This is a genomic window from Acidovorax sp. GW101-3H11 (assembly GCF_001633105.1).
In the GTDB taxonomy this organism is placed as follows: Bacteria; Pseudomonadota; Gammaproteobacteria; order Burkholderiales; family Burkholderiaceae_C; genus Acidovorax.
Window position 1 is genome coordinate 100,786 of sequence record NZ_LUKZ01000006.1, and the last position, 18,802, is coordinate 119,587.

The 18,802-nt window shown below is 68.9% G+C and carries 21 protein-coding genes; 14 read left to right on the plus strand and 7 right to left on the minus strand.

All coding sequences use genetic code 11. The features are described 5' to 3' along the window. Positions 1–49 precede the first annotated feature (49 nt). The 4 genes from A1D30_RS05180 to A1D30_RS05195 all read left to right on the plus strand — a co-directional run bounded on the left by A1D30_RS05180 (position 50) and on the right by A1D30_RS05195 (position 2,347). Positions 50–658, plus strand: a complete 609-nt coding sequence (locus A1D30_RS05180) for a class I SAM-dependent methyltransferase (protein ID WP_063459724.1) — start codon at positions 50–52, stop codon at positions 656–658. Then, entirely contained in the window at positions 655–1,440 is a 786-nt protein-coding gene (locus tag A1D30_RS05185; RefSeq protein WP_063459725.1) for a tRNA-uridine aminocarboxypropyltransferase, read from the plus strand. The genes A1D30_RS05180 and A1D30_RS05185 overlap by 4 nt, the downstream gene beginning before the upstream one ends. After that, positions 1,437–1,913 carry a GNAT family N-acetyltransferase gene (locus A1D30_RS05190; RefSeq protein WP_063459726.1) on the plus strand — a complete coding sequence of 159 codons (477 nt, stop codon included), beginning with the start codon at positions 1,437–1,439 and terminating at the stop codon, positions 1,911–1,913. Before A1D30_RS05185 ends, A1D30_RS05190 begins: the two co-directional genes overlap by 4 nt. Before the next feature lie 182 nt (positions 1,914–2,095). Continuing rightward, complete coding sequence (locus A1D30_RS05195; protein ID WP_063459727.1) at positions 2,096–2,347, plus strand: hypothetical protein; 252 nt, start codon at positions 2,096–2,098, stop codon at positions 2,345–2,347. Between the two features lie 262 nt (positions 2,348–2,609). Here the strand turns inward: A1D30_RS05195 and yjjJ are convergent, their stop codons facing one another. Continuing rightward, positions 2,610–3,944, minus strand: a complete 1,335-nt coding sequence (gene yjjJ / locus A1D30_RS05200; RefSeq protein WP_063459728.1) for a type II toxin-antitoxin system HipA family toxin YjjJ — start codon at positions 3,942–3,944, stop codon at positions 2,610–2,612. A gap of 178 nt (positions 3,945–4,122) precedes the next feature. Here yjjJ and A1D30_RS05205 point away from each other — a divergent pair, with 178 nt between their 5' ends. Then, entirely contained in the window at positions 4,123–4,692 is a 570-nt protein-coding gene (locus tag A1D30_RS05205; RefSeq protein ID WP_063459729.1) for a hypothetical protein, read from the plus strand. A gap of 156 nt (positions 4,693–4,848) precedes the next feature. On the opposite strand, the gene A1D30_RS05210 is transcribed toward A1D30_RS05205, so the two are convergent. Both A1D30_RS05210 and A1D30_RS05215 read right to left on the minus strand, forming a co-directional pair. After that, positions 4,849–5,919, minus strand: coding sequence for a serine hydrolase (locus A1D30_RS05210; RefSeq protein ID WP_063459730.1), 1,071 nt, complete (start codon positions 5,917–5,919; stop codon positions 4,849–4,851). Positions 5,920–6,036: 117 nt separating this feature from the next. After that, positions 6,037–6,960 (minus strand): LysR family transcriptional regulator, encoded by a 924-nt coding sequence (locus A1D30_RS05215; RefSeq protein WP_063459731.1) that lies wholly within the window; start codon positions 6,958–6,960, stop codon positions 6,037–6,039. A gap of 138 nt (positions 6,961–7,098) precedes the next feature. Here A1D30_RS05215 and A1D30_RS05220 point away from each other — a divergent pair, with 138 nt between their 5' ends. Beyond that, the gene (locus tag A1D30_RS05220) at positions 7,099–7,878 is read left to right on the plus strand and encodes an SDR family oxidoreductase (RefSeq protein WP_063459732.1); all 780 of its coding nucleotides are present in this window, start codon (positions 7,099–7,101) and stop codon (positions 7,876–7,878) included. A 16-nt stretch (positions 7,879–7,894) separates the two neighbouring features. Here the strand turns inward: A1D30_RS05220 and A1D30_RS05225 are convergent, their stop codons facing one another. After that, the gene (locus tag A1D30_RS05225) at positions 7,895–8,878 is read right to left on the minus strand and encodes a LysR family transcriptional regulator (RefSeq protein WP_063459733.1); all 984 of its coding nucleotides are present in this window, start codon (positions 8,876–8,878) and stop codon (positions 7,895–7,897) included. A gap of 169 nt (positions 8,879–9,047) precedes the next feature. Between A1D30_RS05225 and A1D30_RS05230 the strand changes: the two genes are divergently transcribed. Further along, positions 9,048–9,959, plus strand: coding sequence for an oxidoreductase (locus A1D30_RS05230; protein WP_063459749.1), 912 nt, complete (start codon positions 9,048–9,050; stop codon positions 9,957–9,959). Positions 9,960–10,067: 108 nt separating this feature from the next. Here the strand turns inward: A1D30_RS05230 and A1D30_RS05235 are convergent, their stop codons facing one another. After that, positions 10,068–10,601, minus strand: coding sequence for a hypothetical protein (locus tag A1D30_RS05235; protein ID WP_063459734.1), 534 nt, complete (start codon positions 10,599–10,601; stop codon positions 10,068–10,070). Between the two features lie 20 nt (positions 10,602–10,621). Continuing rightward, positions 10,622–11,395 (minus strand): NIPSNAP family protein, encoded by a 774-nt coding sequence (locus A1D30_RS05240; RefSeq protein ID WP_242421795.1) that lies wholly within the window; start codon positions 11,393–11,395, stop codon positions 10,622–10,624. 281 nt (positions 11,396–11,676) lie between these two features. On the opposite strand from A1D30_RS05240, the gene A1D30_RS05245 reads away from it, so the two are divergent. Then, a complete protein-coding gene (locus A1D30_RS05245) occupies positions 11,677–12,702 on the plus strand; it encodes a WYL domain-containing protein (protein WP_063459735.1) in 1,026 nt (341 codons plus the stop codon). Positions 12,703–12,767: 65 nt separating this feature from the next. Here A1D30_RS05245 and A1D30_RS05250 read toward each other — a convergent pair whose 3' ends face one another. Next, the gene (locus tag A1D30_RS05250; RefSeq protein WP_063459751.1) at positions 12,768–13,442 is read right to left on the minus strand and encodes a TetR/AcrR family transcriptional regulator; all 675 of its coding nucleotides are present in this window, start codon (positions 13,440–13,442) and stop codon (positions 12,768–12,770) included. A 111-nt stretch (positions 13,443–13,553) separates the two neighbouring features. On the opposite strand from A1D30_RS05250, the gene A1D30_RS05255 reads away from it, so the two are divergent. From A1D30_RS05255 to A1D30_RS05280, 6 genes are all read left to right on the plus strand, one after another. Continuing rightward, entirely contained in the window at positions 13,554–13,982 is a 429-nt protein-coding gene (locus A1D30_RS05255) for a VOC family protein (protein ID WP_063459736.1), read from the plus strand. Between the two features lie 70 nt (positions 13,983–14,052). Then, on the plus strand, positions 14,053–14,538 hold the full coding sequence (locus A1D30_RS05260) for a DUF1579 domain-containing protein (RefSeq protein ID WP_082836332.1): 486 nt from the start codon (positions 14,053–14,055) through the stop codon (positions 14,536–14,538). A 307-nt stretch (positions 14,539–14,845) separates the two neighbouring features. After that, positions 14,846–16,285: an MFS transporter gene (locus tag A1D30_RS05265; protein ID WP_063459737.1), complete on the plus strand. Its 1,440-nt coding sequence runs from the start codon at positions 14,846–14,848 to the stop codon at positions 16,283–16,285. A 223-nt stretch (positions 16,286–16,508) separates the two neighbouring features. Next, a complete protein-coding gene (locus tag A1D30_RS05270) occupies positions 16,509–17,606 on the plus strand; it encodes a pirin family protein (RefSeq protein ID WP_063459738.1) in 1,098 nt (365 codons plus the stop codon). A 157-nt stretch (positions 17,607–17,763) separates the two neighbouring features. Continuing rightward, positions 17,764–18,234 (plus strand): hypothetical protein, encoded by a 471-nt coding sequence (locus tag A1D30_RS05275; protein ID WP_063459739.1) that lies wholly within the window; start codon positions 17,764–17,766, stop codon positions 18,232–18,234. Positions 18,235–18,255: 21 nt separating this feature from the next. Then, positions 18,256–18,618: a hypothetical protein gene (locus A1D30_RS05280; RefSeq protein WP_063459740.1), complete on the plus strand. Its 363-nt coding sequence runs from the start codon at positions 18,256–18,258 to the stop codon at positions 18,616–18,618. Positions 18,619–18,802: the final 184 nt, after the last annotated feature.

The window sequence follows — 18,802 nt, forward strand, 5'->3', positions numbered from 1 at the left end:
TCCCTGCCTTCTCTTCCCCCGCCCTTCCCCCGCCCACAAGGACCGCCCATTGAAATCCGCCAGCGCCACCACCTTCGACGAGGCCTACTACCAGCGCTTTTATTTCGACAAGAAAACCAGCGTGGTGGACCCGCAGCACATGGAGCGCCTGGGCACCTTTGTGTGCAGCTACCTCAAGTACCTGCGCGTGCCGGTGCACCGCGTGCTGGACGTGGGCTGCGGCATCGGGCTGTGGAAGGACATCGTGGCGCAGCACTTTCCCGCAGCGAGCTACCAGGGCGTCGAGTTCAGCCCCTACCTGTGCGAGCGCTTTGGCTGGCAGCAGAGCTCGGTGGTGGACTATGTGGCCAGCGAGCCGTTTGACTTCGTGATCTGCCAGGGCGTGCTGCCCTACCTGAGCCCGCCCGATCTGAAGACCGCGCTGCACAACCTGGGGCGCCTCAGCAAGGGCGCGCTGTATGTCGAGGCCGTCTCGCGCGAGGACTATGAACGCGACATCATCGACGAAGACCTGACCGACAACCGCGTGTTCCGCCACCGCGCCGAGCTGTACCGGCGCGGCCTGCAGCAGGGCGCCATCGAGCTGGGCGGCGGCGTGTGGCTGAGCCGAAAGGCCGAGCTGCCGCTGTTTGCGCTGGAACAAGCGGCCGGGCTGTGACGACAACGCCCGCACCGTCGCCTGCGGCAACGGCGCCGCGCGCGCCCCACGCCGTGTCGCGCCTGCGCGCCGAGCGCCTGGCCCGCAGCGCCAAGCCTTTTCTGGCGCGCGGCGGCCCCAAGGGCGAGCGCTGCGCAGGCTGCCGCCTGGTGCCCAGCCACTGCATCTGCGCGCTGCGCCCCCAGGTACCCACGCGCGCGGGCATGTGCCTGCTGATGGCCGACATCGAGCCCCTCAAGCCCAGCAACACCGGCTGGCTGATCGCCGATGTGGTGGCCGATACCTTTGCCTTTGGCTGGGCGCGCACCGAGGTGCAACCGGGCCTGCTCGCGCTGCTGGCCGACGCGCAGTGGCAGCCGGTTGTGGTGTTCCCCGGCGAGTTTGTGGCGCCCGAGCGGGTGGTGACACAAGTGGCGCCTGCAGACGACGCCCCCGCAGACAAGCGCCCGCTGTTCATCCTGCTCGACGCCACCTGGCCCGAGGCGCGCAAGATGTTCCGCAAAAGCCCCTACCTCGACCGCTTTCCGGTGCTGAGCCTGGCGCCCGAACAGATCTCGCGCTACCAGCTGCGCCGCTCGCGCCGCGACGACCATTTCTGCACCAGCGAGGTGGCCAGCCTGTGCCTGGAGCTGGCAGGCGAGGCGAAGGCCGCGCAGTTGCTGGATGCGTACCTGGACGTTTTCACCCACCACTATCTGCAGTCCAAGCACCAGCTGCCGGTGGCGGCCGACGACCCCACGCACCTGCGGCTGCGCAGCCTGGCCACGGCGCCTGCGCCATGACCGCCACCGTCCAGATCCGCCCTTTCCGCACGGGCGACGCACCGGCCTTGCGCGCGGTGTTCCACGCCTCGGTGCATGGCCTGGCCTGCCATTGCTACACCCCCCAGCAGTGTGGCGCCTGGGCCCCCGCCGAACACGACGCCGCGCAATGGGCCGCGCGCATGCAGGCCAACCAGCCCTTTGTGGCCGAGGCCGATGGCGGTGCCATCGCGGGGTTTGCCGACCTGCAGCCCAGCGGCTACATCGACATGTTTTTTGTGGCCCCGGCGTTTGCGCGGCAGGGGGTGGCCAGCGCGCTGATGGCGTACATCCATGCGCAGGCCGCGCAGCAGGGGCTGGCGCGCTTGTGGGCGGATGTCAGCCTGGCGGCCGAACCCTTTTTTGTGGCCCGGGGCTTTGCCGTGGAAAAGCGCCAGGCGGTGGAGCGCGCGGATATGGTGCTGCACAACGCGCGCATGGGCAAGGCGCTGTAGTCGAGGGATGCTCTATTTTTGATAGCTATTGAGGCATAGCTATCGCGCGGTGAAGGCCTTTTTGGCATGTGATGTTGCCTGCGTGCTGCCCGCTGGTGGCGCCAGTGCCTTACAGTAGCCGCCCTACCGCACACGCGGCGCATCCCACCCACCTACCCGCCTGCAAAGAAGGCCCCCCCACCATGACCAAAGACCCGGCCCGCCAACGAGAACTGCAACCCATGGCCCTGTGCGAGCCCTGCCAGGGCATCCAGCGCAACTGGCGCAAGGCCCCCGGCCATGCCGAGCTGGTGCAGCGCGGCAACCGCAAGGAAGACCGCGACCACGGCCCCGTGACCTTCACCCGCTATGTGTGCGACCGCTGCGGCACGGCGTGGGAGTATGAGAACGACAAGACCAACCAGCAGGCGGGCTGGTCGGTGGTGGGGCGGTAAGTATCAAAAACAATAGCGCCTGGCGCTTGATGGACAGGCGCAGAGGCCTGTTGTGATCTGAAGTTTCAGAAGCCTCGGCGTCTTTTCTGCAACCGCCCTTTGTACGTCGCGCGGCGCTGAATGGCTCCCTCTCCCCTTGTGGGAGAGGGCGGGGGAGAGGGGTATTTTCTAGGGCGCTGCGCTGGTTCGCGCCCCCTCTCCCCAACCCTCTCCCGCGAGGGGAGAGGGAGTGTCCGTGAACCCTCTGGGAGGCGGGGGCTGTTCAGCCGCCCACCTGGCGTGCGTTCTCGGCCGCAATGGCCCGGAAGTCTGCTGACACCCGCTCATCCGCCGCTGCCGCCAGCCAGAACACCCGCGCCAGCCGCTGCGCCTCGTCCCATTCCCCCAGCGTGGCCGCCGTGGGTTGCTGCGGGCGGCTGGCAAAGTCGCGCGGCACCAGCTCGCCGCTCACCGGGGCGTACAGCATGGGCAGCATGTCGTAGGTGGGCGACAGCGCCCAGTCGTCGTCCTTCAGCACCAGCGAGATGTTGCCGTAGTGCCGGTCGGTGTTGGCGATGAGCTGGCCGTAGGCCTCCAGCAGGCGCAGCGTGCGCGCATCGGCCTGCGTGAGCAGGTGGCGCGCGGCCATGCGATTGGCAGTGGCGGCCCAGTTGTCGATCTCGCCCACGTACTCGGCGTTGTAGACCTGCAGCGACACCATGCCGATGCGCCCGCCCAGCGGCGCATCGGCCGCCAGGGGCGTGCGGTCAAACCGTTCCGACTCCAGAAACACCCGCCCCGCGCCCATGAAGAGCTGCGTGGGCGCGGCGGGCAGCCCTGCCTGCGCCAGCGTGCGCAGCGCCAGGTGCTCGCACACCAGCAGGTCGCGCATGCGCTGGTCGGCGGGCGCGTCGCCTGCGGGCGAGAACTTCACGATGACATGCCGCCCGGCGGTGATGGTGCAGAACTTGGGCTGCTCGCCCCCGGCCGACGAGCCCGGGTGGGTGCCCCGCATGGCCTGCTCGGCCAGCGCCGGGTAGCTGTCGGCCGATGCCACCCGCGACGCGCGCGCGGGCAGCGTGTGAAAGCGCTGGAACGCGGCCTCGCCCATGATGAGGTTGCCCGGCAGGTCGTCGCCATACAGCGTCATGGCGCGCAGCACGTCGTCGTCGCTCCAGTGGCGCGGGTCGTGGCCCAGCTGCAGCGCGGGGTGGGCATGCGCAAAGGTGCGCCCCATGAAGCCCTGGGGCCGCATGTCGTCCAGAAACCAGGGCAGGCCATCGTGCCGCGCACTCACGCCGTCGGCCTCGTCCACCCAGAAGGCGCCGCCCTCCAGCGGCACCAGGCGTGCAAACGGGGACGGGCGGCCCTGTGCGTCGATGCGCATCACCCGCACCTCGCTGCCCACGCCGGGCACGTTGCGCGGCAGCACATAGCGCTGCGAGCGCGCCGCGCCCACCTTCTGCACCTGGCCTGCATGGATCAGCGGCGCCAGCGCGCGCGACACCGTGGGCTGGCTCACGCCCAGCAGCGCTTGCAGCTCGGCGCTGGTCAGCACGCCCCCCTGGCGGCGCAGGGCCAACAGGGCTTTGGTGGAGAGTTCATGGGGGGCGGGCATGAATGATTATATGAATAGATAAATTCATTCAAATTCACATTGAAATCATGGGTTTACATGGGTTGGTGAATAGAAAATAGGAATTGAGAATGTTCAGGGCATGAAGGTCACGGCTTGGCCACAAGGGCACCTTTTGCATCGCCCCGTGTCCCACCGCCTTCCGAGGAGACTTCACCCCATGCCCCACCGCCGCCGTTTTCTTGCCGTCACCACCCGCAGCCTGGCCCTGGGCGGCGTGGCCCTGTTCATCGGCTGCGGCGCACTGGCCCAGCCCAGCTACACCGTGCCGCTCGCACAGTTGCAGGAGATGGTGGCCACCAAGTTCCCGCGCAGCGTGCCGGTGCAGGGCCTGTTTGATCTGAACCTGCAGGCACCGCAATTGCGCCTGCTGCCCGCCGTGAACCGCCTGGGCGCCACCATGGCCGTGGATGCAGCGGGCCCCGCGCTGCGGCGCAGCCACGGCGGCACCTTCGATGTGGAGTTTGCGCTGCGCTACGAGGCCAGCGACCGCACGCTGCGCGCGCACCAGATCAAGCTGGGGCGGCTGGACTTCCCTACCCTCAAGCCCGCCGTGACCGACCTGCTCAACGCCTATGGCCCGGTGCTGGCCGAGCAGTCGCTGCGCGAAGTCACGCTGCACCAGCTGCGCCCGCAGGACACGGCGGTGTTCGACGGCCTGGGCCTGCAGCCCGGGCCCATCACCGTGACGGCCAAGGGGCTGGAGGTGGCGTTTGTGCGCAAGCCATAGGGGCTCTCCATGTCTTCACTAAGGCGCCGGGGTTCACTCCCTCTCCCCTTGTGGGAGAGGGCGGGGGAGAGGGGGCGATAAGGCACAGCGCCTTGCACAGGCCCCCTCTCCCCGACCCTCTCCCGCGAGGGGAGAGGGAGCCAGCCCCGCCCCGCGTTATTTCGGCTCCGCTGCCACCCGCCGCTGCACCGCCGCAAACACCGGGTTGCGGATGAGGTGCAGCGCCTGCCCGCGCTGGCCGCTCTCTGGCGACACGGTGGACGTGGTGGCCACCACCAGGTCCAGCGGCGGGTGCACCCAGATGAACTGCCCGCCAAACCCGCTGGCCATGAAGGTGGGCCGCGCGGCCTTGCCGGGCACCACCCACCACAGGTAGCCATAGGACAGCCCCACGGGCGGGCGGGCCGCGTGCTGCACCTGCACGGAGGCATCGGCAAACGCCTCGGGCAGCAGCGGCTGGCCGTTCCACTGGCCGCGCTGCAGGTAGAGCTGGCCCAGCTTGGCCATGTCGAGCGTGCGCAGGTGCACGATGCTGCCCTGGTAACGCGGCGCGGCCAGGCCCAGAGGGCCCACCAGTTGCTGCTGCGCGTAGTCGGCCAGGGGCATGCCGGTGGTTTTTTCCAGCACGGCCACCAGCAGTGGCGTGACGGAGTTGTCGTAGGCAAACACCTGCCCCGGGTCGGCCGCCAGCGGCCTGACCCAGGCCTCGCGCACGGGCAAAGGGGCGGCGGTGCCCGAGCGGGTGCGCGGGCCGCCATCCAGCGCAAAGCCCGCCGTCAGCGTCAGCAGGTGGCGCAGCGTGAGGGTGGCGGCGCGTGGGTCGGGGTTGAGTGGCGCCCATTCGGGCATCAGCTCCACCACGCGCTGGTCCACGCTGCCGATGCGGCCCTGCGCCAGGGCCGTGCCCAACAGGGCCGACAGCGCGCTTTTGGAGGCGGACTGGGTGTCGCGCAGTTTCTCCGGCTCGCCATCGCGGTAGAAGCGGTACACCACCCGGCCGCGCAGCACGACCACCGCGCTTTGCACATCGGGGTACTGCGTGGCCAGCGCGGCCTCCACGGGCTGGAAGGCGGCGGCGTCCAGCGCCTGTTCTTCTGCGGTGGCGGTTTCGCGCCAGGCGGATGTGGCGGCGGTTTGCGCATGCGCAGTGCTGGCCGCCAGGCCCACCCCGCCGACCAGCAGGCAAAGCGACAACGGGGCACAACAGGCGGGCCAGCGGATGGGCATGCGGGACTCCTTTAGTGGGGGCGCGGGGATGTGCCTGCCAGTGTAGAAGCCGCCACCTTTGCGCCAGCCAAAGATGAAGTGATGACGTGGTGCATGGATGCAGGGGCAGCGCCCGCCTCAATCCGCCCGCACCCGCTGCGCAAAGCCGCGCTGGCTGAACTGCTCCACCACAAAGTCCACAAACACCCGCGTGCGTGCGGGCAGCAGCTTCTTGCTGGGGTAGTACAGCATGGTCGGCCCCGCGTCGGCCCACCAGCCGGGCAGCAGGCGCACCAGGTCGCCGCGCGCCAGCCAGGGCTGGGCAAACGGCATGGGCAGCACGGCCACGCCCAGGCCCATCAGCACGGCCTGGCACATGGCCTCGGGGTCGTCAAACACGATGCGGGGGCGAAACTCCACCGGCGCGGCCTCGCCCGCCTTGTTGCGCAGGGTCGTCACCGGCACGCGCCCGGTGCGGATGGCGCGGCGCGCAATGCCGTCCCAGGCGGCCAGGTCGGCGGGGTGGCGCGGCGCCTTGCGGCCCTGCAGCAGCGCAGGGGCCGCCACCACCACCAGGTGGATGGGCCCGAGCGTGCGCGCCACCATGTCGGGGTTCAGGTTCAGGCCGCCGCCAATGCCTGCGTCAAAGCCCTCGCCGATCAGGTCCACCTGCCGGTTCTCAAAACGCCAGTCGGGCTGGATGGCCGGGTAGCGCTGCAAAAACTCGGTGAGCAGCGGCACCAGGTAGGCGCGGCCAAAGGCCTGGCCCATGCTCACCTTGAGTGTGCCCGCAGGCTGCTGCTCGGCCTCGGCCGCGTGGTCCACCGCGTCGGCCAGCGCGGTCAGCGGCGGCCCGATCTGCGCCAGCAGCCGCTGCCCGCCCTCGGTCAGCGCCAGGCGCCGCGTGCTGCGCTGGAACAGCCGCACCCCCAGGCTGGCTTCAAGCCGCGCCACGTTCTTGCTCACCGCCGCTGGCGTGAGGCCCATCAAGCGCGCGGCGGCCGAGAAGCTGCCGGACTCGGCAGATTGCACAAAGGATTCAAGGTGGCTGAGCGGTTGCATGGCCGGTATTTTCAACCTTGGGTTGAAATTCATCCAGCCCATTGGTGGCTACCGCGCGGGCAATGGTTTTCTGACACTGCAGGGGTTCCTGGTTCGTTTTCGGGCCTTTTTGATCCCCTTCTTTTTTGGAGAAACACCATGTCTTCTGTTCTGGCAAGCCCCCCCACACACCAACCCCTGGCGGGCAAGGTGGCGCTCGTCACCGGCGGCGCGCGCGGCATTGGCGCGGCCATCGTGCGGCGCCTGGCGCGCGACGGCGCAGCCGTGGCCTTCACCTACAGCAGCTCTGCCGCACCGGCCCAGGCGCTGGTGGCGGCCATCGAGTCCGCCGGTGGCAAGGCCCTGGCCCTGCGGGCCGACAGCGCCGACGCCGCCGCCCTCACGCAGGCCGTGGACCACGCCGCCCGCACGCTGGGCCGCCTGGACATCCTCGTCAACAACGCGGGCGTGGCCGTGGCGGGTGTGCTGGACAGCTTTTCGCTGGCCGACTTTGACCACACGCTCAACGTGAACGTGCGCGCCGTGTTCGTGGCCACGCAGGCCGCCGTGCGCCACATGGGCCAGGGCGGCGCCTATGGCCGCGTGATCACCATCGGCAGCACCAACTCCGACCGTGTGCCATGGCCCGGCTTCAGCGTCTATGGCATGAGCAAGGCCGCCATCGTGGGCCTGACCAAGGGCTTGGCACGCGACCTGGGCCCGCGTGGCATCACGGTGAACAACGTGCAGCCCGGCCCCGTGAACACCGACATGAACCCCGCCGACGGCCCCATGGCGGGCGACATGCACGGCCTGATGGCGCTGAACCGCCACGCTCACCCCGATGAGATCGCGGGCATGGTGGCCTACCTGGCCGGGCCCGAATCGGGCATGGTGACGGGGGCGAGCTTGCTGATCGACGGCGGGTTTGCGGCCTGAGTAGTCAGCACGGCGCTCACGGCGTGGGCTTTCGCGCGCGGGGCTTTTTCTGCACCGCAGGGCCGTGGGTCACCAGCTCTCTGGGCGTGAGCAGGTAGGCGGGGTTGTCCGCCACCATCTCCACCGCCAGGTCGATGAAGGCCCGCACACGCGCAGGCAGCGCCGTGCGGCTGCCGTAGTACACGTAGAGCGCCAGGTGCTGCGCCACATGCTGGGGCAGCAGCGGCACCAGCTGGCCGCTGCGCACCAGCGGCGCGGCCGTGACGCCCACCAGCTGGCCCACCGCATGGCCGCCCAGCACCGCGCGCGCCTCGGCTTCGATGTCGTTGGTGCAGAACGTGGGGTGGATGGTGCGCGCCACGATGTAGTCGCCCACCTGGAACTCCCAGGGCATGGGCTTGCCGGTGGATGCATGGCGAAAGCCGCTGCAGCGGTGCTGCGCCAGGTCGTCGATGCTGGCGGGTGCGCCATGGCGTGCGATGTAGGCGGGCGCGGCGCACACGATGAGCTGCAGCGTCAGCAGCCGCCGCGCCACCACGCCGCCCTCGGGCGGGTAGCCTGAACGGAAGCCCACATCCACGCGGTCTTCCACCCAGTTGCCGATGCGGTCGTCCAGCTGCACATCGGGCTCCACCAGCGGGTGGCGGCGGCAGAACGCGTGCAGCACCGGCCAGATCACCTCCAGCAGGATGGAGCGCGGCGCCACGATGCGCAGCGGCCCCGCCATTTCTTCGCGCCCGCGCCGCGCGCCCTGCACCGCATGCTGCAGCGTGGCCAGGCCCGGCTGCGCCGAGGCCAGAAACTGCCGCCCCTCTTCGGTCAGGCTCAGGCTGCGCGTGGTGCGGTGGAACAGCCGCACGCCCAGGTGCGATTCGAGCTGCACCAGCAATTGGCTCGCTGCCTGGGGCGTGATGCCCTGCGCGGCCGCTGCCTGGCGCAGGCTGCCCAGCTCGGCGGCCTTGGCAAAGTTGGCGATGGCGCGCAGTTCATTGATGGCCATGGTGGTGGGGCGGTGGTGAGGCTGTGTTGGAGGGTGATTGGCAAGCATTGCTTGCGAATGAATCGCCAAATTATGGGCTAGTCGCATGGCAATGGAATCCCTAAAGTTCGCCGCCGTGGGCACCCAAAGCGCCCACCCACGACCGAACACCACCACCCAAGGAATTGCCATGGCCATTGCCTCTTCATCCACCCCCTCGTCTTCCACTTCAACTTCTTCTTCGTACCCCCGCGTCTGGCTGATCACCGGCGCCTCGCGTGGCATCGGAGCGCGCATTGCCGAGGCCGCGCTGGCGCAGGGCGATGCCGTGGTCGCCACGTCGCGCAGCGCCGCATCCGTCGAGCAGCGCCTGGGCGCACACGACGCTCTGCTGCCCCTGGCGCTGGACGTGACCGACGAGACCCAGGCCCGCCATGCCGTGGGCGCGGCGCTCGACCGCTTCGGCCGCATCGACGTGCTGGTCAACAACGCGGGCTACGGCCTGCTGGGCGCGGTGGAAGAAGCCACCGCCGACGAGGTGCTGCGCCTGTACGACACCAATGTGTTCGGCTTGCTGCACGCGACCCGCGCCGTGCTGCCCGCCATGCGCGCACGCCGCGCCGGGCATGTGATCAACATCTCGTCGCTGGGCGGCGTGCAGTCGGCCGCCGGGTTTGGCCTGTACTGCTCCACCAAGTTCGCGGTCGAGGGCATCACCGAGGCGCTGCATGCCGAGCTGGCGCCGCTGGGCATCCACGCCACGGTGGTCGAGCCCGGGTACTTCCGCACCGAGTTTCTGGACAGCGCCTCGCTGGCCGTGTCGCCCCGCGTGCTGGACGACTACGCCCAAAGCGCTGGCGCCGTGCGCGAGGCCGCCCGCCGCATCAACCTGAACCAGCCCGGCGACCCCGTGCGCCTGGCCCGGGCTGTGATGCAGCTGGTGGCCAGCCCCACGCCCCCGCTGCGCCTGCCGCTGGGCACGGACACGTTGCAAACCATTGCCGACAAACATGCCTTTGTGGCGAACGAGACGGCGCAGTGGCGTGCGGTGGCAGCGTCCACGGACTTCCCGGCGCAGGAAGCCGCGCTTCAGGCGGCGTGAGTAATTGCTCTTTTTTTGATAGCTTATGACGCCCTGCCATCGGGCGGCAGGGGTTATTTTGGCTCAAGTTTCTGGACCCGGGAGCTGCGGGCGAGGGGCTGCCCGCGCTCACACCGCCCGCGCAAATTCCATCACCCAGTTCACCTCCCACGTCGCGCCGCCGTCAGCCGAGAACGCCTGCTGCCAGCGTGGTGCGCCGGTGTGCATCTGGGACCACTCGAAGCGCACGCGCACCGGGCGGCCCTCGAACAGCTCCTCGCCTTCAAAAATGCCCACACCGTCCTGAAAGCCACCCACCACGGGCGGCAGCAGCTGGCCGGTGGCAGGGTCCAGGCCACCGGTGAGGTTGTCGAGCCAGTAGATGCTCCAGCGCTGCGATTCGGGGCTGAACACCCGCAGCGCCATGCCCACAAAGCCGGGCTTCCAGGCCAGGGGCGTGAAGCTGTCGTGGTTGCCGATGCCACCGGGCAATGGATGCGCGGTGCCGGCGGCATCAAAAACCTCCCAGTCGTTGCAGCCTGCCAGGCGCCGCACCAGGCGCGTGTTGCGAATGCGCCAGGGGCCCATGAGGAAATCAAAGTCGCGCGCGGCGCTGGGGGCCACGGCGGGCGAGGGGATGGTGATGAGATGGGGTGTGGTCATGGTCGTATTCCGCTGAGGCATCACGCGTGCAAGGCGCTGCGCGCCGTGGGCTGCAGGCGCAAGGTGTGGGGCGGGCCTGCGAGCCAGGGCGCCAGGCCCGGGGCCACGCCGCGCTGCCACGCGCCGGTGGTGGTCACGGCCTGGGCCGCTGCCGCGCTGCCAAACAGGGCCAGCGCCAGCAGCACGGGTTCGCCCTCGCGCACGGGCAGGCGGGGGAAGGTGTTGGCACTGGCCTCGGTGCAGTACCAGGCCACCTGGCGCGCGCCGCTGCGCTGCAGCAGCGGGGCCATGCGGTGGTGGCAGAAGTCCAGCAGCGCGGGCGTGGGGCTCTCGCGCAGGGGGAAGGCGGTGGCCGTGAGCACGCCCGGTGCTGCACCGCTGCTGCCGGGCGCAGGGCGCGTGTGCTGGGGCAAAGCGATGGCGGCGCCGGGCCAGGCGGGGCGCAGCAGCAGCACGTTGTCCGAATCGACCATGGTGGTGTTGGCTGCGTTGCGGTGCGCGGCCCACACCGGGCCCCCGTAGAAGCCTTCGAGCGCGCGGCGGCGGGATTCCATGCTGGCAAAGCCGCGCAGCCACACAAACATGTCGGGCCGGTCCAGGTCGCGGAACTGGCCCAGCACACGCATGCCCTGGGCCTCCTGCGTCTCCACCAACGCGCGGTCGAACAGGTCGATGAGCACCTCGCGCTGCTGCGGGTGCAATGTGTACTGGCGCAGCTCGACAACGGCGCATTCGTCGGCGGCAGGCGGGGCTGCGCAGGGAGGGAGTGGCGGGGCCATGAGGGCTTCGGACATGCGGGGCTCCTGGTGAGAAAAGGGCAGAAAAACACAACGAGCCCGCAGTCTGCGCCGCCATACCTGCCACCTTATGGCAGGTATTTGGGATATCTTTGTGCATCGCTTTTCAGAGCGGCTAAAAAACTCTTTTGGCGTCGTTGCCGCGTCGTTGCCGCGTCTTGTCGTACCAGGCGTACTGCGCGTACTACTCGTACTGCCTGCGACGCAGCGCCTGGCCAGAACCGCTTCGCTGAGTTTTGTTAGCCGCTCTTGTTGCACCCACCACGCCCTTTTGCCCCATGCGCGCCAGCCGCCTGCTTTCCCTTCAGATGCTGCTCGAAACCCGGGGCCGCATGAGCGCGACCGCGCTGGCCGATGCGCTGGAGGTGTCGGTGCGCACGCTCTACCGCGATGTGGACCAGTTGAGCGCCGCCGGTGTTCCCATCTATGCCGAGCGCGGGCGCCACGGCGGGTTTGCGCTGCTGCCGGGGTGGAAGACCACGCTCACCGGCCTCACGCCGTCTGAGGCGCAGGCCGTGTTCTTGAGCGGCTTGCCCGGCCCCGCGCAGGACCTGGGCCTGGGCGGCGATGTGGAGGGCGCGCGGCTCAAGCTGCTGGCCGCGCTGCCCGCTGGGTGGCGCGACGACGCCCAGCGCGTGAGCGCCCGCCTGCACCTGGACCCGGTGGACTGGTACCGCGAGAGCGAGCCCACGCCGCACCTGGCGACCGTGGCCGCCGCCGTTTGGAACGGCCACCAGATCCGCATGCGCTACGAGAGCTGGACGGATACCGTGGAGCGCACGGTGAGCCCGCTGGGCCTGGTGCTCAAGGCGGGGGTCTGGTACCTGGTGGCGCTGCCTGTGGCGCCCGCAGTGGCGAAGGCCGCACAGGGCACGAGCACAGGCACGGCCCAGGGCGGGCCGCGCACCTACCGCGTGTCCAGCATCCGCGCCGCCACCGCACTGGCGACGCCCGTGCGCCGCCCCGCGCGGTTTGATCTGCCGGCCTACTGGGCCGCGTCCATCCAGCGTTTTGAAGCGGAGATCTACACCGGCCAGGCGCAGGTGCTGGCCACGCCTGCGGGGCTGCAGGGGCTGCGTGCGCTCAGCAGTGCCGTGGCGCGCGCGGTGGCGGCCGCCAAGCCATCGCGCCGCGTGGACGGGCGCGTGGCCGTCACCCTGCCCATCGAGTCGGTGGAACATGCCTGCGGCCAGCTGATGCGCCTGTCACCGCAGGTGGAGGTGCTGCGGCCTGTGGCGTTGCGCCGTGCGCTGGTGCAGCGGCTGCGGGCCACGGCGCAGCTGTATGGTCTTGGTGTGCTATGAATTTAATAGCTTAAAGGGCAATGTGGGTGCGCGCAGAAGGCTGAAAAACCTCTGAGGCACCGGGCTCACAGCCCCCGCTCCACCATGTCCAGCAGCCGCTGGCTCAACGCGTCCAGCATCTGCTGCGGCGTGCCGCGCAGCGGCCCGTCGATGGCGAGCAGGGCCATGCCATGCACGGTGGACCAGGCCAGATATTCCGCGCCCTGGCGCCGCGCGGCAGGCAGCGCACCTGCGGCCACCAGGTCATCCAGCGCCGCGCTCAGGTGCTCAAAGGGGTTGAGGCCCGTAGCGCCGCCCAGGGCCGGGTCGGGCTGTTGCTGCACGGTGAAGCGGCCGCCAAACGCGGTGCGGAACAGGCCCGTCTCGGCCTGGGCAAAACGCAAATAGCCCGCGCCCACGGCGCGCACCCTGGCATGGGCCTGCTGGGTGGCGGTGCCGGTGGCGGGCACCTGGGCCAGCTCGGCCTCCATGAAGCGTGCGGCGGCGGCCACGGCGGCGGCGCGCACGGCGCCCAGCAGGTCGTCGCGGTTGGCAAAGTGGCGGTAGGCCGCGTTGGGCGCCACGCCCGCGCGGCGCGTGGCCTCGCGCAGCACCACGGCGTCGGGGCCGCCCTGGCGGGCCAGTTCGATGCCCGCGTCCAGCAGCGCGCGGCGCAGGTCGCCATGGCGGTAGGTGCTGCGGGCCGCAGCGCGGGCCGCAGCGCGGGCCGGTTCGGGCGTGTTGCCGGTGGTTACGTGCATGTGGTTCTGGATGTGGACACTGTCCATTATCTTTGTTATGGTTTGTGGACGGTGTTCACAATTGCACGCCGACACTCCTTTTTTGCACCCCCACCCCGCCAGGAGACCCCCATGAAAGTCGAGCCCTATCTGATGTTTGAAGGTCGCTGCGAAGAGGCGCTGGATTTCTACCGCCGGGCGCTGGGCGCCCAGGTCAAGCTGCTCATGCGCTACAAGGACAACCCCGACCCGGCCGGTGCCCCGGGCTGTGCGGATGGCAGCGGCGGCGGGCCCACGCCCGAGATGGTGATGCACGCCGAGTTCTCTGTCGGCCAGACCACGCTGATGGCGTCGGACGGCATGGGCTCGGGCAAGGCGAAGTTCGAGGGCATCTCGCTGGCCCTGAGCCCCGCCAGCGTGGCCGATGCCGAGCGCCTGTTCCATGCGCTGGCTGACGGTGGCCAGGTGCAGATGCCGCTGGGCAAGACGTTCTTCTCGCAGGCCTTTGGCATGGTGGCAGACCGCTTTGGCGTGCCGTGGATGGTGGTGGGGCCGGAGTGAACGTGCGCTGGCCATGCCTCCATCCAAGCATCCATTCTTTCTTTCTTCCTTTGATCGTCAGGAGACACCCATGATGAATCCCGAACCCCATGCCATGCACCGCTGGCTGCAGCAGTTGCTGGGCCCCTGGACCAGCACCTCCAGCTGCGACGCGCCGCCCGGCGGATCGGCCGAACAATCCGTGGGCGCCGAGCACGGCCGTGCGCTGGGCGATCTGTGGGTGATCCTGGAAGGCACGGGCACCATGCCCGATGGCGGCGAGGCGCGCATGCAGATGACGCTGGGCTACGACCCCGAGAAGCAAGTGTTTCTGGGCACCTGGGTGGGCTCGATGATGAGCCACATGTGGATCTACCGGGGCACGCTCGATGCCGACCAGAAGGTGCTGACTCTGGAGACCGAGGGCCCAAGCTTCAAGGGCGACGGCAAGACGGCGCGTTACCGCGACGTGATCACCATCGTGGGGCCGCGCGAGCGCACGCTGACCTCGTTTGGCGAGCAACCCGACGGGAGCTGGAACCAGATCATGCAAGCAAAGTACAAGAAGACCCCCTGAGAGACTGAGAGTCTTTTGTCCACGCCCGCCTGGCACCCAAGACCCCCCGGTTCGTCGTTGCAAATGCTCGCCATAGCCCGCGCTATGGCTGTGCTTTGCGCCTAGATCCGGGGCGCTCTTGTGCACCCTTCGGGCGCGCCCAAAAAACTCCCAGTCTCTGAGCCTTGCGCGGCTTCCCCCTGCAAGGGGGACGCACCCGGTGAACTGGCGGAGCCAGATCCACGGGGGCGCTGGCCTTGCGCCGCGCCCTTTGCAACCGCCGCGCATGACACACTGCGGCGGAATCCTCTTTCACCACCGCCGTCCCATGACCCTCTCCATCGAAGGCCGCGCACGCTGGCCCGCGCTCATCCTGCTGTGCCTGGGCGAGCTGATGATCGTGCTCGACACCACCATCGTGAACGTGGCGCTGCCCAGCATCAAGGCCGACCTGGGCTTTACCGAGACATCACTGGTGTGGGTGGTCAATGCCTACATGCTGACCTTTGGCGGCTGCCTGCTGCTGGGTGGGCGGCTGGGCGATTTGTATGGCCACCGGCGGCTGTTCCTCGCGGGCATCACGCTGTTCACCCTCGCGTCGCTGGCCTGTGGGCTGGCCCACACGCAGGGGCTGCTGGTGGCGGCGCGTGCGGTGCAGGGTGTGGGCGGGGCGGTGGTGTCGGCCGTGGCGCTGTCGCTCATCATGAATCTGTTCACCGAACCCGGCGAGCGCGCGCGGGCCATGGGGGTGTATGGCTTTGTGTGCGCGGGCGGCGGCAGCATTGGCGTGCTGCTGGGCGGCGTGCTCACCAGCGCTTTCAGCTGGCACTGGATCTTTCTGGTCAACATCCCCGTGGGTGTGGCGATCTACGCGGCCTGCCTGGTGCTGCTGCCGGGTGGCAAGGGGCAGGCGCACGGGCAGCGGCTGGATGTGGCGGGCGCGGTCACCATCACCGCATCGCTGATGCTGGCGGTGTATGCCATCGTCAACGGCAACGAGGCGGGCTGGACCTCGCTGCAGTCGCTGGGCCTGCTGGGCATCTCGGCGGTGCTGTTGCTGGTGTTTCTTTTCATCGAGTCGCATGTTGCAGCGCCGCTGGTGCCGCTGGCCTTGCTGCGGCTGCGCAACCTGGCCATCTCCAACGTGGTGGGCGTGTTGTGGGCGGCGGGGATGTTTGCGTGGTTCTTCCTGTCGGCGCTGTACATGCAGCTGGTGCTGGGCTACGACGCGATGCAGGTGGGCCTGGCGTTCCTGCCGTCCAACCTCATCATGGCGGGCTGCTCGCTGGGGCTCTCGGCCTGGGTGGTGATGCGCTACGGCATCCGCAGCACGCTGGGCTGGGGCCTGGTGCTGGCCACCGTGGGGCTGGCGCTGTTTGCGTTGGCGCCGGTGGACGGCAGTTTTGTGCAACATGTGCTGCCCGGCATGGTGCTGCTGGGCGTGGGCGCGGGCATTGCGCTTAACCCGCTGTTGCTGGCCGCCATGGGCGATGTAAAACCCGAGGACTCGGGCCTGGCCTCGGGCGTGGTCAACACCGCTTTCATGATGGGCGGCGCGCTGGGCCTGGCCGTGCTGGCCAGCCTGGCCGATGCGCGCACGGGCGCGCTGCGCGAGGCAGGCGCATCGGCGCCGATGGCGCTGAACGGGGGCTACCAGCTGGCCTTCTGGGTGGCGGCGGCGGGATCGCTGGTGGCGGCGCTGCTGGGCGGCCTGGTGCTGCGGCCCGCGCAGCCGCCGGGTGCGGGGGCGCAGGGGGCGGTGCACTGACAGTGGTTTGCTATTAAAAGTAGAGCTATTGAGGCAATGCCAGCAGGTGGAAGAGCCAAATTTAATTCAAACCCTGCACTGCGCACACCTGCCAGGGCCACCCCACTGTCCTGTTCGGCGGACCCACTGTTCCACGCAGCGCACTTCTGCTCGGGCACCATTGGCGCCATATTCCACAGGCATGCCGCCCGATAGTGGCGGTGCACAACCCAAGGAGCCTTCCATGCCCTCGTCCACTTCCGCTGCTGCCCCCCTGCGGCCCATCGTGCGTGCGCAGCTGCTGGGCCCGCAGTGGCCCACGATGGACCCGTTTCTTTTCTGCGCCCACCACGACGATGCCTACCCCGCAGGCAACGGTGCCTTTGCGCCCGCCGTGCCCATCGACGACCGCCAGATCGGCAGCGACTTCAGCCGCAAGGACGGCTGGAGCATGTACCACGGCGACCCGGTGCCCGGCTTTCCCGGCCACCCGCACCGGGGCTTTGAAACGGTGACGCTGGTGCGCAAGGGCCTCATCGACCATTCCGACTCGCTGGGCGCCGCCGCGCGGTTTGGTGGCGGTGATGTGCAGTGGGTCACGGCGGGCAAAGGCATCGTGCACTCCGAGATGTTCCCGCTGCTCAACGCCGACGGGCCGAATCCGCTCGAACTCTTCCAGATCTGGCTGAACCTGCCCGCGCGCAACAAGATGGTGGAGCCGCACTTCACCATGCTGTGGAACGAGCGCATCCCGCGCGTGGTGCATGCCGACGCCGCAGGCCGCAAGACCACGGTGACGGTGGTGGCCGGTGCGCTGCCCGGTGCGCCCGATCCGCTGTCGCCGCCGCCCGAGTCCTGGGCCTCGCAGCCCGAGGGCGATGTGGCCATCTGGACGCTGCACCTGGAGCCCGGTGCCGAGTGGACCCTGCCCGCAGCCAACGGTGCCAACGGTGCCAACGGCGACGAAGGCACGCAGCGCATGCTGTACTTCTTTGTGGGCGACCGCCTCCGTGTGGGCCCGCAAGAGGTGGACCGCCACGCCGCGCTGCAGGTGCGCGCCGGTGAGGACTGGCTGCTGGCCAACACCGGCACCACCGCCGTGGAATGCCTGGTGCTGCAAGGCCGCCCCATTGCCGAGCCCGTGGCGCAGTACGGCCCGTTTGTGATGAACACCCAGGCCGAGATCATGCAGGCCATGAACGACTACCGCCGCACCCAGTTTGGCGGGTGGCCTTGGGCCCAGCAGGACCCGGTGCACGGCGCGACACCACGCCGGTTTGCGCGCTACCCCGGGCAGACGGAGGAAGAGCGCCCGGCCGAAAGCGCCACAGCGGCTGGGTGAGTTGTCTGCCACCCTTGCAGCCGTTCACGCTGAGCCTGTCGAAGCGCCGCGCGGGGCTTCGTGTTTGAAGCGCGAACGTCCACATTCCGCTGCCAATGCCCCAACTCGCGGGTCGTGGACAATCCACGGTCCCGATCCGCGTTGTTATCCAAGACCTATGAACATCACCAAAGATTCCGCCGTCACCATCAGCTACAAGGTGACCACGCCCCAAGGCAAGCCGCTGGACGCGGGCAACCTGGCCTATCTGCATGGCGGCTATGAAAACATCTTCCCCAAGGTCGAAGCCGCGCTCGAAGGCCAGGTCGTGGGCTTCAGCACCACGCTGCAGCTGGCCGTGGAAGACGCCTTCGGCGCGCGCGACGAAAGCCTGGTGCGCACCATCCCCAAGAGCGAGTTCCCGCCCGGCGTGAAGGTCGGCGGCCAGCTGCAGGGTGTAGGCAACGACGGCCAGCCCGCCGTGTTCAACGTGGTCAAGATCAAGGGCCCCGAAGTGCACCTGGATGGCAACCATCCGCTGGCCGGCCAGGCGCTGACTTTCAGCTGCAAGGTGACTGAAGTGCGCGCGGCATCGGCCGAAGAAGTGGCCCACCGCCATGTGCACGGCGGCCACGGCCACCACCATTGATAAGCAGCCGCTAAAAAGCCAGTGCTGCAGTCTGTGCACGGTTTTCTGGACCGCCTGGGCTACGCGCTGATCGGTGCCTTCTTTGGCGCGCTGGTCGGCGTGGCCGGCTGGTGGCTGTATGGCCTGGCCCATTCGCTCAGCTACGACGGCCCGGGCATGGACCCGGTGCTGCGCCACTGGGTGCAGTACAGCGCGGCAGCGTTTGCGGTGCTGGGTTTCATCTTCCGCGCCCGGGCCGCCGATGCTGTGGCCGACACCGTGTCCGGCATCCTTCACTTCGAGTTCGACGAAACACCGGGCCAGGCGGCGTCTGCACTGGTGCTGTGTGTGGTGCTGGTGCTGGTCATCGCCGCGATCTGGTTCACCAGCCCTTCTCTTCGCTAGTTTGCTATTTTTTTGATAGCTGTTTGGGCATGATGGCAGGGCAATCGCATCTAAACCCTGATGCCCAGGACATGGGCCAGATAGCCCACATCCCAGCCCGCTCGCTTGCGCTTGGCCTGCACCCCCACCTTCACCGAGGTGTCGCTCTTGAGCACCTGCAGCGCCATGCGCCGCAGCAGCGTCT

Excerpts from the sequence above, each read along its gene's own strand:
- A1D30_RS05195 (WP_063459727.1), top strand. The coding sequence starts at position 2,096 with ATGACCAAAGACCCGGCCCGCCAACGAGAACTGCAACCCATGGCCCTG.
- A1D30_RS05235 (WP_063459734.1), bottom strand. The coding sequence starts at position 10,601 with ATGACCACACCCCATCTCATCACCATCCCCTCGCCCGCCGTGGCCCCC.
- A1D30_RS05190 (WP_063459726.1), top strand. The coding sequence starts at position 1,437 with ATGACCGCCACCGTCCAGATCCGCCCTTTCCGCACGGGCGACGCACCG.
- A1D30_RS05250 (WP_063459751.1), bottom strand. The coding sequence starts at position 13,442 with ATGCACGTAACCACCGGCAACACGCCCGAACCGGCCCGCGCTGCGGCC.
- A1D30_RS05245 (WP_063459735.1), top strand. The coding sequence starts at position 11,677 with ATGCGCGCCAGCCGCCTGCTTTCCCTTCAGATGCTGCTCGAAACCCGG.
- A1D30_RS05260 (WP_082836332.1), top strand. The coding sequence starts at position 14,053 with ATGATGAATCCCGAACCCCATGCCATGCACCGCTGGCTGCAGCAGTTG.
- A1D30_RS05205 (WP_063459729.1), top strand. The coding sequence starts at position 4,123 with ATGCCCCACCGCCGCCGTTTTCTTGCCGTCACCACCCGCAGCCTGGCC.
- A1D30_RS05270 (WP_063459738.1), top strand. The coding sequence starts at position 16,509 with ATGCCCTCGTCCACTTCCGCTGCTGCCCCCCTGCGGCCCATCGTGCGT.
- A1D30_RS05240 (WP_242421795.1), bottom strand. The coding sequence starts at position 11,395 with ATGTCCGAAGCCCTCATGGCCCCGCCACTCCCTCCCTGCGCAGCCCCG.
- A1D30_RS05255 (WP_063459736.1), top strand. The coding sequence starts at position 13,554 with ATGAAAGTCGAGCCCTATCTGATGTTTGAAGGTCGCTGCGAAGAGGCG.
- A1D30_RS05210 (WP_063459730.1), bottom strand. The coding sequence starts at position 5,919 with ATGCCCATCCGCTGGCCCGCCTGTTGTGCCCCGTTGTCGCTTTGCCTG.
- yjjJ (WP_063459728.1), bottom strand. The coding sequence starts at position 3,944 with ATGCCCGCCCCCCATGAACTCTCCACCAAAGCCCTGTTGGCCCTGCGC.
- A1D30_RS05275 (WP_063459739.1), top strand. The coding sequence starts at position 17,764 with ATGAACATCACCAAAGATTCCGCCGTCACCATCAGCTACAAGGTGACC.
- A1D30_RS05215 (WP_063459731.1), bottom strand. The coding sequence starts at position 6,960 with ATGCAACCGCTCAGCCACCTTGAATCCTTTGTGCAATCTGCCGAGTCC.
- A1D30_RS05265 (WP_063459737.1), top strand. The coding sequence starts at position 14,846 with ATGACCCTCTCCATCGAAGGCCGCGCACGCTGGCCCGCGCTCATCCTG.
- A1D30_RS05225 (WP_063459733.1), bottom strand. The coding sequence starts at position 8,878 with ATGGCCATCAATGAACTGCGCGCCATCGCCAACTTTGCCAAGGCCGCC.
- A1D30_RS05220 (WP_063459732.1), top strand. The coding sequence starts at position 7,099 with ATGTCTTCTGTTCTGGCAAGCCCCCCCACACACCAACCCCTGGCGGGC.
- A1D30_RS05230 (WP_063459749.1), top strand. The coding sequence starts at position 9,048 with ATGGCCATTGCCTCTTCATCCACCCCCTCGTCTTCCACTTCAACTTCT.